This window comes from Streptomyces sp. NPDC048483 (genome assembly GCF_040651455.1).
GTDB lineage: Bacteria > Actinomycetota > Actinomycetes > Streptomycetales > Streptomycetaceae > Streptomyces.
The window spans coordinates 1-14,848 of the sequence record NZ_JBEZJZ010000158.1; the positions used below are offsets into that span (position 1 = coordinate 1).

Below are 14,848 nucleotides of genomic sequence, written 5' to 3' on the forward strand. Positions count from 1 at the left end.
GCGTGGATCCTGGGGGGGCAACGGCTTTTTGGTTTGCCGGCCGAGCGAGGTGAGCACCGCGGTGGCCAGGGCGAGGGCGGCGGCTGCGGCGGGGACGGTGTAGGCGAGGCCGGGGCCGGGGGCGGGGCCCGGTCCGGGGGCGGAGAGGTGGTCCACGGCCCAGCCGCCCGCCGCCGATCCGGTGGCGATTCCGCTCAGCAGAGCGGTCACGGCCAGGGTCATGCCTTCGTTCAACCGGTCTGCCGGGGTGCGGGACTGGATCAGTCCCATGCCGGTGACCATGGTCGGGGCGGTGGCCATGCCCGCCAGGAGAAGGGCACCGGTCAGTGCCGTCAGGCTGCCGGTCCGGGCGGCGAGGAGGGGGAGCAGCATCAGGGCGGCCATGGCGCCGACGCAGAGACGGAAGCGGCGCGAGGGGTGTGCGGGCCGGTTGGCGGGGCGCAGCAAGCCGTAGAGCAGGCCCGCCGCGCAGGAACCGGCTGCCTGGAGGGCGAGTATGCCGCCTGCGGCGGACCGTACGCCGTGATCGTCGGCGTAGGCGATGGTGACGACCTCCAGGGACCCGAAGATCGCCCCGGTGGCGAGGAAGGTGAGCAGAAGCGGCGGCAGGCCGGGCAGACGGAGCGGCGAACGGGGGCGGGAGCGGGAGGCGCGGGCGGCGACGGGGGGCTCGGTGTGGCGCTGGGCGGCGAACAGGAGGACGCCGGTGAGCAGGCAGGCCGCCGCCACTGCCGTGCCGGCCTCGGGGAAGAGGGTGGTGCACAGCAGGGTGGCGAGGACGGGGCCGAGCATGAAGCAGAGTTCGTCCGCGGCCTGTTCGAAGGAGTTGGCGGTGTGGCGGGCTGCGGGGTCGTCGCGGAAGAGGTGGGCCCAGCGGGCGCGGGACATGCCGCCGGTGTTGGGGGTGGTGGCGGTGGCGGCGTAGGAGGCGAAGAGGGTCCAGGTGGGGGCGTCGTAGCGGACGCAGAGGAGGAGGGAGAGGGAGCCGAGGACGGCGAGGACGGTGGCAGGGACGGCGATGCGGGCCTGGCCGTGGCGGTCGACCAGGCGGGCGGTCGCCGGACCGACCAGCGCCGTTGCCGCCAGACCGGTGGCGGTGACGGCGCCGGCCAGTGCGTAGGAGCCGCGGGTGCCGGCGATCATCAGGACCGCGCTGACGCTGAGCATGCCCATGGGCAGGCGGGCCAGCAGGTTGGCGGCGGTGAAGGCACGGGTGCCGGGCAGGGCGAAGATGTGCTGGTAGGGGGCGAGGAGACGGCGGTGGGGCGGGCGGCGGCCAGGCCCGTCGGCCGCAGGCGGTACGGAAGGCGTCGGCCGGGCGCTTTCGGTATTCCGTGGGGGAGTGGCGGGTCGCGGGCTGCGGGGCACGCGTGCGGAAGGTGCGGGGCGTGCGTGCGGGGTGGGGCGGCGAGACGGCGCGGGACGCATGGGAGGGGCGGTCACCGGGCGGGCGGCGAGGAAGAGGATCATGTGTCTACGGTCGCGGGCGGGGCCTGCGGGCGTCCAACACCTGGGTGGCGGCCATTTACGCACCTGGGTTGTGAGTGGGGAGGATGGGGCGATGGCGTACGACATCGAGCCTCGGTTGTTGCGGGCGTTTCTCGCCGTCGCCGACGAGCTCCACTTCACCCGGGCCGCCGCTCGCCTCTACGTCGCCCAGCAGGCGCTCAGTCGTGACATCCGGCGGCTGGAGCGGGAGTTGGGGGCCGGTCTCTTCGTGCGGAGCACGCGGCAGGTGGCGTTGACGGTGGACGGGGAGCGGCTGCTGCCGTATGCGCGCCGGGTGCTGAGTGCGCAGGACGAGCTGGTCGCCGCGTTCCGGGGTGCCGTCGAGCGGCCGCTGCTGGTGGATGTCAGGGCGCCGCTCGGGACCGCGTACCGGGTGCTGGACGAGGCGCGGGAGCGGGTGCCGGAGAGCTGTGAGCTGGTTGCCCGTTTTCACAGCGGGCTGGCCGGGGCGGCGGGGGAGCTGGCGGCGGGGCGGCTGGACGTGTCGTTCGGCCGGTTCGCGGGGCTGCCGTCGGGGGTCCGGGCCGGGCTGGTGCATCAGCCCGTACGGCTGGAGCCGATGGCGGTGCTGCTGAGCGAGGACCATCCGCTGGCCGCGCGGTCTGCCGTGCCGCTGGCAGCGCTGGCCGGCGAGACCCTCTACGCGGGTGCGGGGAACGCGCAGACCGCCGAGTGGACGGATCTGGCGGCGCGGCTGTTCCAGGGGCGGGGGATGGCGATGGCGGCGACGTTCCCGGAGATCGAGGGGCCGGAGGAGTTTGTGCGGGTGGTGCGCAAGCGGGGGTGGTCGGTGCTGGCGAGCGTGGAGTTCATCGAGGTGCCGGGGATGGTGTTGCGGCCGCTGGTCGATCCGGTGCCGTTGTCGCCCGTGTCGATGGTGTGGCGGCGGGGGCTGCGCCATCCCGGACTGGAGGCATTGCGGGCGGCGGTGCGGGAACTGGGTGAGCGGGACGGCTGGTTGTCGGTTCCCAGGGAGGGGTGGTGGCTGCCGGACGGGGATGCGGCGGTGATGGGCGTCGGGGCCGTACGACGGTGAGGCTCCGGGCCGCGGGCAGGCAACCCCGGGCGCGTGAAACGCTTCCTTAACTGCAGGGAACCGTGTCCACAACGAATCAGGGGGAGTCGTGCGGCGACGCTCACTTCTGGCGGCGAGCACGGCCGCGCTCACTTTGACCCTCACCCTCGGCCTGGGCGTCGTCGGTTGTGGTTCCGCCCGGATGGCGGCCCTGCATGCCAACTGCACGACGAAAAGCCTGCGGTGGAAGCTCACCGTGCTGAAGAAGGTGCCGCGCAGTATGCATCGCGAGGCCCGGCTGTCGGTGGTCAACAAGGGGGCGCAGCCCTGTGTCTTTCACGGGTTCCCAGTGGTCGCGGTGCATGTCGGGAAGGGACCGGAGTCCGACGGGAAGGGGCGTGGGGCGGCCGCGCCGATCGACCTGCGGCGCGGCGCGACGGTGACGACCAGCTTGCGCTACCGGGACGCGTACCAGGGCCGTCCGTCCGAGTCCTGCCTGGTGAGCAATGAGATGGCCGTGGTCGCCGCCCCGCGCGACCGGACCGGATGGGCGATACCGGTCCGGGACGAGAGGGGCAAGCGGTCCCGGATGGACATCTGCGAGGACACGATCTGGATGAGCCCGCCGCGGGTGGCGGCCGAGTAGGCCGCCGCAGCGGGCCCGTGGCCGCCGGCCCCCTCACCGCCCCCCACCCCGCCCCGTGAGTGCAAGGTTTCGCCGGTGTCATCGGGCGGCATCGGGTGGAAACCCGGCGTCCCTAGCTTCAAGGAGGAGTCGAGAAGCTTGGGAGGCGGGATGGCGGCCGAGGTGGTTACGAAAGCAGGGAGCGGCGACCCCAGGGGTGGTCGTGACGGGAGTCGTCCGCGACAGGGACGGCGGTGGATCGAGCAGTGGGAGCCGGAGGACGAGAAGTTCTGGGCGGAGAGCGGGGAGCGCATTGCGCGGCGGAATCTGATTTTCTCCGTCTTTTCCGAGCACATCGGGTTCTCCATTTGGAGCCTGTGGTCGGTGATGGTGCTCTTCATGGGTCCCGAGTACGGGGTCGACCCGGCCGGGAAGTTCTTCCTCGTGGCGATGCCGACGGCGGTGGGCGGCGTGCTGCGGGTGCCGTACACCTTTGCGGTGGCGCGGTTCGGGGGGCGTAACTGGACGGTGTTCAGCGCGCTCCTGCTGCTGGTGCCGACGGGTGCGGCGGCGGTGGTGATGACACCCGGGACGTCGTACAGCACGTTCCTTGTCGTGGCGGCGCTGGCCGGTGTCGGCGGGGGGAATTTCGCCTCGTCGATGACGAACATCAACGCGTTCTATCCGCTGCGCAAGAAAGGGTGGGCGCTGGGGCTGAATGCCGGCGGCGGGAATATCGGTGTGCCGGTGATTCAGTTGCTGGGGCTGCTGGTGATCGGTACGGCGGGGGCCGCGCAGCCGCGGATCGTGCTGGCGGTATACGTGCCGCTGATCGTGACCGCGGCGGTGCTGTCGGCGCTGTTCATGGACAACCTGGGACCGGTGACCAATGACACCGGGGCGGCAGTGGATGCGGCCAAGGAGCGGCACACCTGGGTGATGGCGCTGCTGTATGTCGGCACGTTCGGTTCGTTCATCGGGTACAGCTTCGCCTTCGGGCTCGTCCTGCAGAGCCAGTTTGCGCGGACGCCTCTGCAGGCGGCGTCGCTGACGTTCATCGGGCCGCTGCTGGGGTCGCTGGTGCGGCCGGTCGGCGGGCGGCTGGCGGACCGGTTCGGTGGTGCGCGGATCACGCTGGGGAATTTCGCGGCGATGGGCGCGGCCACGGCCGTGGTGATCTACGCGTCGGCCGAGCGGTCCCTGCCGGTGTTTCTCATCGGGTTCATTGCGCTGTTCGTGCTGACGGGGCTCGGCAACGGCTCCACGTACAAGATGATTCCCGGGATCTTCCAGGCGCAGGCGGTACGGCAGGGGCTCGCGGGAGAGGAGGCCGCGGCGTACGGGCGGCGGCTTTCCGGGGCCGCGATGGGGCTGATCGGGGCGGTCGGGGCGCTCGGCGGGCTGGGGATCAATCTCGCCTTCCGGCAGTCGTTCGCAGCGACCGGTTCGGGGACACCCGCGTTTGTGTCGTTCCTGGTCTGCTACGTGGTGTGCGGCGCGGTGACCTGGGCCGTATACCTGCGGCCGGTGGCGCGCGGAAAGGCCGCGGCGGCGTCGGAAGCGGGGGAGGGGGCTCCGCGGCCGGTGTATGCGGAGGTCTGAGGCGCCCCGCCAGTCACGTGGGCAACGGGAACACCACCTTGCTCGGGCGGGGCGCGAGGGACGCCCGTAACAGACGGGAAATACTGAGGGACCGGGCCTGTCATGTGCCGTTGGCAGGCTGGGCACCTTCCTAGCCCGTGCCGCCCGAGCCGCGGCGGTGCGGGGCAGCACGCAGCACACCACTCTGGGCGGACCGGGACGGCGACCATGCACCACCATCAGCAGCAGGAGCACGAGGGTCCGGCCGCCGTGCGGGCGCTGGACGGGTTCACCGTCGGCGTGACCGCGGCACGGCGGGCGGAGGAGCTGGGCACACTGCTGGAGCGGCGCGGCGCGCAGGTCGTGCATGCGCCCGCGCTGCGGATCGTCCCGTTGCCGGACGACACCGAACTGCTCGCCGCGACCCAGGACCTGATCGCGAACGCGCCGGACGTGGTCGTGGCCACCACCGCCATCGGGTTCCGCGGCTGGGTGGAGGCCGCCGAGGGCTGGGGGCTGGGCGAGGCGCTGCTGGAGCAGCTGGCCGCGGTGGAGCTGCTGGCGCGTGGCCCGAAGGTGCGCGGCGCCATCCGGGCCGCCGGACTGAACGAGAAGTGGTCGCCGGCCTCGGAGTCGATGGCCGAGGTCCTCGACCGGCTGCTGGAGGAGGGTGTCTCGGGGCGCCGGGTGGCCATCCAGCTGCACGGGGAGCTGCTGCCGGGCTTCGTCGAGGCGCTGCGGGCCGACGGCGCGGAGGTGGTGGGCGTCCCCGTGTACCGGTGGATGCCGCCGGAGGACATCGGCCCGGTGGACCGCCTGCTGGACGCGGTCGTCGGCCGCGGCGTGGACGCGGTGACCTTCACCAGCGCCCCGGCCGCCGCCTCCCTGCTGCGCCGCGCCGAAGAGCGCGGCATCCAGGAGGAGGTGCAGACGGCGCTGCGGCAGGAGGTGCTGGCGGTGTGCGTGGGGCCGGTCACCGCGCTGCCGCTCCAGGCGCAGGACATCCCGACGCTCCAGCCCGAACGGTTCCGGCTGGGGCCGCTCGTCCAGCTGCTGTGCCGGGAACTTCCGGGCCGGACGCAGCCGTTGCCGGTCGCCGGGCACCGTATCGAGATCCGCGGGCACGCCGTCGTGGTCAACGGCGAGCTGCGGCCGGTGCCGCCCGCCGGGATGGCGCTGCTGCGCGCGCTGGCCCGGCGCCCCGGCTGGGTGGTCTCCCGCGCGGATCTGCTGCGGGCGCTGCCGGGCGCGGGCCGGGACGAGCATGCGGTGGAGACGGCGATGGCCCGGCTGCGGGTGGCGCTGGGCGCGCCCAAGCTGATCCAGACGGTGGTCAAGCGGGGGTACCGGCTGTCGCTCGATCCGCACGCGGAGACGGAGAAGTACGACGGGGTGTAGCCGGCCCCGCCGGGCCGCGGGCCACGGTCCCGGTCAGGCGCTCCCGGCCGGATTGCTGACGCGGATCTTGGACTGGCCGTGCTTGCGGGTCTCCCAGTCCTCCATGAAGCGCGCCTCGAGCCCGTGCCGACGGGCCAGCCGCAGGAGCGTCTCGGTGCGGTAGTAGAAGTCCTCGCGCAGCACCTGGTGCTCGGTGCCTTCGGTGCGGTCGAAGGTGAAGTCGAAGAAGCCGCCGGGGGCCAGGATCCGGCCGACATGCGCGAAGCACTCCTCGATGACGTCGATCGGTGAGTGCGAGAAGACGCTGTGCGCATGGACGATGTCGAAGTGGCCCGCGGGGAGGAAGTCCAGCTTGAGGTCCTGAGTGATCGTCAGGTGGGGCAGTTTGTCCTGGAGCTCGTACGCCGTCAGGGTCCGCTTCGCGGAGATCAGGATGTCCGGCGAGATGTCGATGCCGTAGTAGTTGCCGGTGTCGAGGTGGGCGATGAAGCGCCGGCCGGCCCGCAGATTGCCGCAGCCGATGTCGAGCATCCGGTGGCCGGGCCGCAGGCCGTGTTCCATCAGGTAGTCGAACTGCATCTCGCCCAGTGCCAGCCAGCGTTCATGGCTGCGGCTGCCGACCGCGGCCTCCGGGCTGCGGCCGGTGTCGGAGGCCATCACCGCGCGGTAGTAGTCCACGTGGCGGGGGTGCTTGATGCGCAGCCAGGTGTCGCGGGCGGAGCGCTTGACGTACGGGGCGATCCGGGCCGGGTTCCGTACCGCGTAACCGATCTTGTGGGTCAGGCCGGCGCGGTTCCTCTGGAGGCGTGTGGGTGACATGCCGACGGACTATACATGAGGTGTATACGCAAAGTGTCTACTGTGCAGGCCGGCTTGGCGTGTCCGTATCTGGCGCGTACCCGCGGTGCATCCGGACGGCCCCGCCGCCGCAGGGTTCCGGCCGGGGCCCCCACCGGGCACTCTGGGGGAACGCGCGTGTGTTCCGCGTGTGTTCTGCGTTGTCTCTAGGGAGTGACAGGCACATGGCGGCCCCTTACGACCTGCGGTTCGACTGCGGGCGGATCTGCCTGGACCTGGTGGCCACGGCCGGCGAACCGGCCGAACGGCTCACCGGCCCCGAGCACTTGACGGCCTGGCTGACCGGCACGGGAGTGGTGCCCCGCGGCGTCCCACTGGACGGCGTCGACGGGCAGTGGGTCGCCCGCTTCCGGGCGTTGCGCGAGCTGCTGCGCCGGGTGGTGCACGACGAGCTGCGCGGCCGTGCGGCCGACGCCGACCTGGAGCTGCTCAATGCCGCGGCCGGGGCCGCCGGGCCGCCCGCCCTCCTTGTGGTGCGCGCCGAGGACGGCACGCTGGCCCCCGCGTTCCCCGGACCGCCGGACTGCGCGGGGCTGCTGGCCGCGGTGGCCCGGGACGCCGTAGGGCTGCTGACCGATGCCACGGCGCGCGGGCAGCTGCGGCAATGCGCGGGCGAGAGCTGTTCGCTGGTCTATCTGGACGCTTCCCGCGGGCGCCGCCGCCGTTGGTGCTCCAGCGAGGTGTGCGGCAACCGGGAGCGGGTGGCGCGGCACCGCAGGCGGACGACGGACCGGGGCGGCGCAGGGGCCCGCAGCGCCGGGCAGCCGGGCAGATAGCCGCGCCGCACGGGCACCCGGCCGCACCTCCTGACCCGGTAAAATTTCCGGCCGCACAAAATTCTTCGCCGCCCCTTGAGCAAACCGGCCCGTCCCGTCCGTATCCCTCCCCAAAAGGCCGGGCCCTCCGGCCGATTCGTGGCATGGTCCCGGGTGCTTCCGGTGATCCGCGCTATCGACCCGGGAGTTGGAGTGCGCAAGGATGCCGCCGTGGCAGACAGGACGACACCCGACGAGGAGCTCATGCGAGCCCTCTACGACGAGCACGCGGGCCCGCTTCTCGCCTTCGTCCTGCGCCTGGTGGCGGGCGACCGGCACCGCGCGGAAGACGTCGTGCAGGAGACGCTGGTGCGCGCCTGGCGCAATGCCGGACAGCTCCAGCGCGCCACCGGCTCCATCCGGCCGTGGCTGGTGACCGTCGCCCGGCGGATCGTCATCGACGGTCACCGCAGCCGCCGGGCCCGGCCCCAGGAGGTCGATGCGACGCCTCTGGAGACGATGCCGGCGGCCGATGTGATCGACCGGGCGCTGCGGATGATGACGATCTCCGAGGCGCTGAGCGATCTGAGCCCGGCCCACCGGGAGGCCCTTGTCGAGACGTACTTCAAGGAGCGTACGGTCAGCGAGGCAGCGGAAGTTCTGCGTGTACCGGCGGGGACCGTGCGGTCCCGGGTCTTCTATGCGCTGCGCTCCCTGAGGCTCTCGCTCGAGGAACGAGGAGTGACGGAGTGATCCCGCCCACGCAGCCCGGCCGGCACAGCGACGTCGGCGCCTATGCGCTGGGTGTCCTGGATGCCGTCGACGCGGAACGGTTCGAGCAGCATCTGGTCGGCTGCGACCGGTGCGCGGCCGAACTCGAGGAGCTGATGGGGCTGTCCCCGCTGCTGGCCGAGTTCAAGGAGACCGCGCCCACCACGGAGACGATCACGGCCGTACCGGGGCCCGCCGTCCTGGACGGGCTGCTCGGCGAGGTGGCGGCCACCCGGCGCGGCCGCGGCCGGCGCCGGCTGTATCTCGTCGCCGCGGCCGCCGCACTGATCATCGCCGGTCCGCTCGCCACCCTCGCCCTGTCCGGCGGGGGAACGAAGCAGGAGCCGGCCGCGCCGCCGCTCGCCGCTGCCGTCCGCGCGCAGTACGCCGCGGGCGAGCAGGTGACCGCCGTCGATCCCGACACCAAGGTCTCGGCCGGCGTCTCCATGGCCGCCAAGCCCTGGGGCACCCAGGTCGTCCTCCGGCTCGCCGGCGTCAAGGGGCCGCTCACCTGCGACCTGGTCGCCGTGGGCAAGGACGGCCGCCGCCAGACCGTCACCACCTGGGCGGTGCCCAAGGGCGGCTACGGCATCAAGGGCAGCGCCGCCAAGTGGAACAGCGAGCCGCTGTACGCCGCGGGCGGCGCGGCCTTCCGCCGCGGCGACATCGACCGCTTCGAGATCCGTACGCTCACCGGCGAGCGGCTGGGCGGCGTGGACGTCTGAGGGCGGTCCGGGCCCCGTCCCGGGCCGCCTCCCGGGTGCCGGACGCGGCCCGGGGCGGTCCGGACCGGTCACGCGGACTTCTGCCGAAGTTAACGTCCAGGTCAACATCCGACCGGACACGCCCGATTTTGTCCGTATGGCCAGATGCATACGGTGCCCCGTTCGCGTACGGTTGACGGCTGCCCTACGCACAGCAGAAGGGGGCCTGGGTGGCCGCGCAGAACGCCACGCACGCGCCGGATCACGCATCGGATTCCGTTCGCGACCGCGAGATCGAGGCCGAGCAGACGCATCTCGACAGCGTCTACCGGCGCCTTGAGGAGAAGATCCACGAAGCAGAGTTCCTGATGGACGACGCCGCCAAACGCGGCCAGGTCGGCACGCCCGGCGCGCTCGCCGAACGCGACGCCCAGGTCTTCCAGGCCGGCGTCCATCTCCACCGGCTCAATTCCGAGTACGAGGACTTCCTCTTCGGCCGTATCGACCTGCTCCTCGGCAAGGACGGCAAAAAGGGCGCGGACGGCGCCTACACCTCCGTCGAGCCCGCCGAGGGCGCCATCGCCGACAACCGTGCCGCGATCGCCGAGACGCTGCACATCGGCCGCCTCGGTGTGCTCGACGCGGACTACTCGCCGCTGGTCATCGACTGGCGGGCACCGGCCGCCGCGCCCTTCTACCGCGCCACCCCGGTCGCCCCCGGCCGGGTCGTCCGGCGCCGCGTCATCCGCTCCAAGGGCCGCAGGGTCCTCGGCGTCGAGGACGATCTGATGCGCCCGGAAATCACCGCCACCCTGGACGGCGTGGAACTGCCCGCCATCGGCGACGGCGCCCTGATGGCGGCGCTGGGCCGGGCCCGCAGCCACACCATGCGCGACATCGTCGCCTCCATCCAGGCCGAGCAGGACATGGTCATCCGGGCCCCCGCCGCCTCCGTCACCGAGGTCGAGGGCGGCCCCGGCACCGGCAAGACCGCGGTCGCCCTGCACCGCGCCGCCTACCTCCTCTACCAGGACCGCCGCCGCTACGCCGGCGGCATCCTGGTCGTCTCCCCGACCCCGCTGCTGGTCGCCTACACCGAAGGCGTGCTGCCCTCGCTCGGCGAGGAGGGCCAGGTCGCCATCCGCGCGCTGGGCTCCATGGTGGACGGCGCCGAGGCCACCGCGTACGACCCGCCGGACGTCGCCCGCACCAAGGGCTCGTCGCGGATGCAGAAGCTGCTGCGCAAGGCCGCCCGCGGCGCGCTGGACCTGCCGCAGCGGGACCGGGAGGCGCAGGCCACCGGACTGCGCGTCGTCGCCTTCGGCGGCCGCCTCGAACTGGACGCCGACGAGCTGCGCGGCATCCGGCACGCCGCACTTGGCGGCACCGCCCCGGTCAACCTGCTGCGCCCGCGCGCCCGCCGGCTGATCCTCGACGCCCTGTGGACCAAGTCGGGCGCCGCCCGCCGCTACACGGATCCGGAGCTGGCCGCCGAGGTCCGCCAGGGCTTCGACGAGGACATCTCCACCGAGCCGCACTTCCAGGAATTCCTCGACACCTGGTGGCCGGAGCTCACCCCGCGCGCCGTGCTCGCCGCGATGACCGACGAGCGGCTGCTCGGCCGCTGGGCCCGCCGGATCCTCAACCCGCGCGAGGTGCGCCGGCTGGCCCGCTCGCTGCGCTGCCTGGACGAGCGGGGCCAGGGCCCGCTGTCGGTGCACGATGTCGCGCTGCTGGACGAGCTCCAGCTGATCCTCGGCGCCCCGATGCGCCCGCCCCGCCCGCGCGAGGCCGACCCGCTGGACCACCTGACCGGTCTGGAGGAGCTGACGACCTTCGCGGACCGCAACTCCGGCGCCCGCGGCCGCCGCGAGCGCCTGGAGGAGGAGCGCACCGACTACGCCCATGTCATCGTCGACGAGGCACAGGACCTGACGCCGATGCAGTGGCGGATGGTCGGCCGCCGTGGCCGGCACGCCACCTGGACGGTCGTCGGCGACCCGGCGCAGTCCTCCTGGTCCGACCCGGACGAGGCCGCCCTCGCCCGCGACGAGGCGCTCGGCACCCGCCCGCGCCGCCGCTTCACGCTCACCGTGAACTACCGCAACCCGGCGGAGATCGCCGAGCTGGCGGCCAGGGTGCTGGCGCTGGCGATGCCCGGTATGCAGTCGCCGGACGCGGTCCGCTCGACGGGCCTGGAGCCGCGGTTCGCGGTGACTGCCCCCAATGGCCCTGACGGCTCCGCCGACGGGGAGCTGGCGCGGGCCACGGCGGCCGAGGCCGCGCGGCTGCTGGACGAGGTCGACGGCACGGTCGGCGTCGTGGTGGCCATGAACCGCCGCGAGCAGGCCCGCCGCTGGCTGGCCGGACTCGGCGACCGGGTGGTCGCACTGGGCTCGCTGGAGGCCAAGGGGCTGGAGTACGACGCGACGCTGGTGGTCTCGCCGGCCGAGATCGCCGACGAGTCCCCGGCCGGGCTGCGGGTGCTCTATGTCGCACTGACCCGCGCCACCCAGCAGCTGACGGTGCTCTCCACCGGGCGCGACGACCCGGACGCGGCGGGGGTGCCCGACCTGCTGCGCGACTGACCTGCCGCGCGGCCGGCCCTGCGACGGGGCCGGCCGCCGTACGGGTGCGCGGAGCCGCCGTACGGGGGAGGGCAGCGGCGACCGTCCGAGGGGTCTTGAAATCCGCTCCCCATGACGGGATTCGCATCCGGGGAGGGTTTGTTAGCCTGGGTGACGGCACCGGCCCGATCCAAGCCCCCGGGCCCAACCATCGTCGCTACGAGCGACCACTTGCCGCGAGGCGAGCATGGCGGGTCGGTGTCACCAAGCAGTCCGCGGGCGTCCCTCCTCCGGGAGGGGCGCCCGCGGTCGTTTTCCCGGGCGTCGCGCGGACCGTGCCGGAAATCGCCTTGCCGTGATGCCGGGAGGGGGTTCCGCTCACCCAGCGATCTCTCGTATGGTGGAATTGTCTTTCCGAATTTCGTAGCTGGTTACCGTGTACCGGCTGGTAGGTGGGACGATCGGACAACGCGCTCCGTACTTGGGCACCCCCGGGTCACGGAGCCGTTTAGAGGGAAAACCAGGGAAAGCAGAGGAAGTCGGCCATGGCAACGGCGCCCAGCGTCTCGTACTCGATGACGGTTCGGCTGGAGGTCCCGGCCAGCGGGACCGCGGTCAGCCAGCTCACCACGGCCGTGGAGTCCTCCGGCGGGTCGGTCACCGGCCTCGATGTGACCGCTTCCGGCCACGAAAAGCTCCGGATCGACGTCACCATCGCCGCGACGTCCACCGCGCACGCGGACGAGATCGTCGGCAAGCTGCGTGACATCGACGGCGTCTCGCTCGGCAAGGTCTCCGACCGTACGTTCCTGATGCACCTCGGCGGCAAGATCGAGATGTCGTCGAAGCACCCCATCCGCAACCGTGACGACCTGTCGATGGTCTACACCCCCGGTGTGGCGCGGGTCTGCCAGGCCATCGCCGACAACCCCGACGACGCCCGCCGCCTGACGATCAAGCGCAACAGCGTCGCGGTCGTCACCGACGGCTCCGCCGTGCTTGGCCTGGGCAACATCGGCCCCAAGGCCGCGCTGCCGGTCATGGAGGGCAAGGCGGCCCTCTTCAAGACCTTCGCCGGCATCGACGCCTGGCCGCTGTGCCTGGACACCCAGGACTCCGACGCGATCGTCGAGATCGTCAAGGCCATCGCCCCCGGCTTCGCCGGCATCAACCTCGAGGACATCTCCGCGCCCCGCTGCTTCGAGATCGAGGCCCGGCTGCGCGAGGCCCTGGACATCCCCGTCTTCCACGACGACCAGCACGGCACCGCCATCGTCGTGCTCGCCGCCCTCACCAACGCGCTGCGCGTCGTCGGCAAGAAGATCCATGACGTACGGGTCGTGATGTCCGGCGCCGGCGCCGCCGGCACCGCCATCCTCAAGCTGCTGATCGCGGCCGGTGTCCAGCACGCCGTCGTCGCCGACATCCACGGCGTGGTGCACGCCGGCCGCGCCGACCTGGTCGACGCCGACCCGGACTCGCCGCTGCGCTGGATCGCCGACAACACCAACCCCGAGGGCGTCACCGGCACCCTCAAGGAGGCCGTGGTCGGCGCGGACGTCTTCATCGGCGTCTCCGCGCCCAACGTCCTGGACGGCGACGACGTGGCGAAGATGGCCGAGGGCGCGATCGTGTTCGCACTCGCCAACCCCGACCCGGAGGTCGACCCGGCCATCGCCCGGCAGACCGCCGCCGTCGTGGCCACCGGCCGCTCCGACTTCCCCAACCAGATCAACAACGTCCTGGTCTTCCCCGGCGTCTTCCGCGGCCTGCTGGACGCGCAGTCGCGCACGGTCAACACGGAGATGATGCTGGCCGCGGCCGGTGCCCTGGCCGATGTCGTCCTGGACGACGAGCTCAACGCGAACTACATCATCCCCAGCGTCTTCAACGACAAGGTCGCGGGCGCGGTGGCCGGTGCGGTGCGCGACGCGGCGAAGGCCGCCGACCCGGATGTGACGGCCGCCACGGCCCTCTGAGTACGGCGCGTCGCGTGACACGCCCTCCACAGGCCCCCCATAGGCTGGCGCTCAGCAAAACGACCGCCGCCCTGATGGGGCCGGCCCGGAGCGGCATGGTACGGAACGTCACCAGTACGAGGCAGTGGGGCTTTCGTGTGACCCTCCGGGGTTCCGGATTGGCTTTAGCCCCGCAGGTAGGGGCAGGATGCGTAACCGGGCGCGAGGGTCTGGCACCAGACCCGGGTCCGGGGACTGTCCGAGGGCCCTGGCAGCATCGGCTTCGATCTCACGCCTCATTGGCAAGAAGAACACGGGAGTACAAACATGAACCGCAGTGAGCTGGTGGCCGCTCTGGCCGATCGCGCCGAGGTGACCCGCAAGGACGCCGACGCCGTTCTGGCCGCCCTCGCCGAGGTGACCGGCGAGATCGTCGCCAAGGGCGACGAGAAGGTCACCATCCCCGGCTTCCTGACCTTCGAGCGCACCCACCGTGCCGCTCGCACCGCGCGCAACCCGCAGACCGGCGACCCGATCCAGATCCCGGCCGGCTACAGCGTGAAGGTCTCCGCGGGCTCCAAGCTCAAGGAAGCGGCCAAGGGTAAGTAAGACCCTCGCCGGCCCGGCAGCACGCCGCGGCGCAGCGCCATAAAGGGCGGCCATCCCTTCGGGGGTGGCCGCCCTTTCGGCTGCGTAATCGTTGTCGTCGTGGTGGCGATGGGGCGGCGAATGGGGATGTATCCCCCATATGGGGCAGCTGCCGGGTGCGTACTCGCCGTACGGGCCCGGCGTTCGCGGTGCGCGGCCGCCGTACGGGCCCTGCGGCCGGTTCTGCGGCCCTGGTCCGGGTGGCGCGGGGGGAAGGGCGGGTCCGCCGGGCCAATGCCCCCCAGAGGGGCGATCACGGCCGTACGGGGACCGGGCGCATGCCCGGCGCGGCCGGTACGGCGCGCAGGTGCCGACCCGCGGCCGGGGACGGGGAGCCTGGCGCGGCATGCCGATCCCCGCCGCCGAGCGGTGATCCTCGTCGCCCGAACGCGCCGCCCCCGCACGGGAATTGCCGGAGGGGGGGGCCCCCCGGCCCGGGGGCCGCCCCCCCCCGGCCGC

The 14,848-nt window shown here is 72.6% G+C and carries 12 protein-coding genes; 10 read left to right on the forward strand and 2 right to left on the reverse strand.

Annotated features, from left to right (window positions below):
* Positions 1 to 1,428 (reverse strand): MFS transporter (locus AB0D04_RS39725; protein ID WP_362712287.1); only part of this gene is annotated, 1,428 nt, incomplete at its 3' end.
* A 133-nt stretch (positions 1,429 to 1,561) separates the two neighbouring features.
* On the opposite strand from AB0D04_RS39725, the gene AB0D04_RS39730 reads away from it, so the two are divergent.
* The 4 genes from AB0D04_RS39730 to AB0D04_RS39745 all read left to right on the forward strand — a co-directional run bounded on the left by AB0D04_RS39730 (position 1,562) and on the right by AB0D04_RS39745 (position 6,128).
* Positions 1,562 to 2,545, forward strand: coding sequence for a LysR family transcriptional regulator (locus AB0D04_RS39730; protein WP_362712277.1), 984 nt, complete (start codon positions 1,562 to 1,564; stop codon positions 2,543 to 2,545).
* Positions 2,546 to 2,633: 88 nt separating this feature from the next.
* Positions 2,634 to 3,170 carry a DUF4232 domain-containing protein gene (locus AB0D04_RS39735; protein WP_362712278.1) on the forward strand — a complete coding sequence of 179 codons (537 nt, stop codon included), beginning with the start codon at positions 2,634 to 2,636 and terminating at the stop codon, positions 3,168 to 3,170.
* 150 nt (positions 3,171 to 3,320) lie between these two features.
* Entirely contained in the window at positions 3,321 to 4,751 is a 1,431-nt protein-coding gene (locus tag AB0D04_RS39740; RefSeq protein ID WP_362712279.1) for a nitrate/nitrite transporter, read from the forward strand.
* A 207-nt stretch (positions 4,752 to 4,958) separates the two neighbouring features.
* The gene (locus tag AB0D04_RS39745) at positions 4,959 to 6,128 is read left to right on the forward strand and encodes a uroporphyrinogen-III synthase (RefSeq protein ID WP_362712280.1); all 1,170 of its coding nucleotides are present in this window, start codon (positions 4,959 to 4,961) and stop codon (positions 6,126 to 6,128) included.
* Between the two features lie 33 nt (positions 6,129 to 6,161).
* Here the strand turns inward: AB0D04_RS39745 and AB0D04_RS39750 are convergent, their stop codons facing one another.
* Positions 6,162 to 6,947, reverse strand: coding sequence for a class I SAM-dependent methyltransferase (locus AB0D04_RS39750; protein ID WP_362712281.1), 786 nt, complete (start codon positions 6,945 to 6,947; stop codon positions 6,162 to 6,164).
* A gap of 203 nt (positions 6,948 to 7,150) precedes the next feature.
* On the opposite strand from AB0D04_RS39750, the gene AB0D04_RS39755 reads away from it, so the two are divergent.
* From AB0D04_RS39755 to AB0D04_RS39780, 6 genes are all read left to right on the forward strand, one after another.
* Positions 7,151 to 7,762, forward strand: coding sequence for an ABATE domain-containing protein (locus tag AB0D04_RS39755; protein ID WP_362712282.1), 612 nt, complete (start codon positions 7,151 to 7,153; stop codon positions 7,760 to 7,762).
* A gap of 210 nt (positions 7,763 to 7,972) precedes the next feature.
* Positions 7,973 to 8,494 (forward strand): sigma-70 family RNA polymerase sigma factor, encoded by a 522-nt coding sequence (locus AB0D04_RS39760; protein ID WP_362712283.1) that lies wholly within the window; start codon positions 7,973 to 7,975, stop codon positions 8,492 to 8,494.
* The gene (locus AB0D04_RS39765; protein ID WP_362712284.1) at positions 8,491 to 9,237 is read left to right on the forward strand and encodes a zf-HC2 domain-containing protein; all 747 of its coding nucleotides are present in this window, start codon (positions 8,491 to 8,493) and stop codon (positions 9,235 to 9,237) included. Before AB0D04_RS39760 ends, AB0D04_RS39765 begins: the two co-directional genes overlap by 4 nt.
* Positions 9,238 to 9,446: 209 nt before the next feature.
* The gene (locus AB0D04_RS39770; protein ID WP_362712285.1) at positions 9,447 to 11,804 is read left to right on the forward strand and encodes a UvrD-helicase domain-containing protein; all 2,358 of its coding nucleotides are present in this window, start codon (positions 9,447 to 9,449) and stop codon (positions 11,802 to 11,804) included.
* A gap of 524 nt (positions 11,805 to 12,328) precedes the next feature.
* Positions 12,329 to 13,762 (forward strand): NAD-dependent malic enzyme, encoded by a 1,434-nt coding sequence (locus tag AB0D04_RS39775; RefSeq protein ID WP_362712286.1) that lies wholly within the window; start codon positions 12,329 to 12,331, stop codon positions 13,760 to 13,762.
* A 306-nt stretch (positions 13,763 to 14,068) separates the two neighbouring features.
* The gene (locus AB0D04_RS39780) at positions 14,069 to 14,350 is read left to right on the forward strand and encodes an HU family DNA-binding protein (protein WP_030069353.1); all 282 of its coding nucleotides are present in this window, start codon (positions 14,069 to 14,071) and stop codon (positions 14,348 to 14,350) included.
* Positions 14,351 to 14,848 lie beyond the last annotated feature (498 nt).

What these genes read in the sequence shown, in the direction of transcription:
- AB0D04_RS39730 (WP_362712277.1), top strand. Translation starts at nt 1,562, where the DNA reads ATGGCGTACGACATCGAGCCTCGGTTGTTGCGGGCGTTTCTCGCCGTC.
- AB0D04_RS39740 (WP_362712279.1), top strand. Translation starts at nt 3,321, where the DNA reads ATGGCGGCCGAGGTGGTTACGAAAGCAGGGAGCGGCGACCCCAGGGGT.
- AB0D04_RS39745 (WP_362712280.1), top strand. Translation starts at nt 4,959, where the DNA reads ATGCACCACCATCAGCAGCAGGAGCACGAGGGTCCGGCCGCCGTGCGG.
- AB0D04_RS39750 (WP_362712281.1), bottom strand. Translation starts at nt 6,947, where the DNA reads ATGTCACCCACACGCCTCCAGAGGAACCGCGCCGGCCTGACCCACAAG.
- AB0D04_RS39755 (WP_362712282.1), top strand. Translation starts at nt 7,151, where the DNA reads ATGGCGGCCCCTTACGACCTGCGGTTCGACTGCGGGCGGATCTGCCTG.
- AB0D04_RS39775 (WP_362712286.1), top strand. Translation starts at nt 12,329, where the DNA reads ATGGCAACGGCGCCCAGCGTCTCGTACTCGATGACGGTTCGGCTGGAG.
- AB0D04_RS39780 (WP_030069353.1), top strand. Translation starts at nt 14,069, where the DNA reads ATGAACCGCAGTGAGCTGGTGGCCGCTCTGGCCGATCGCGCCGAGGTG.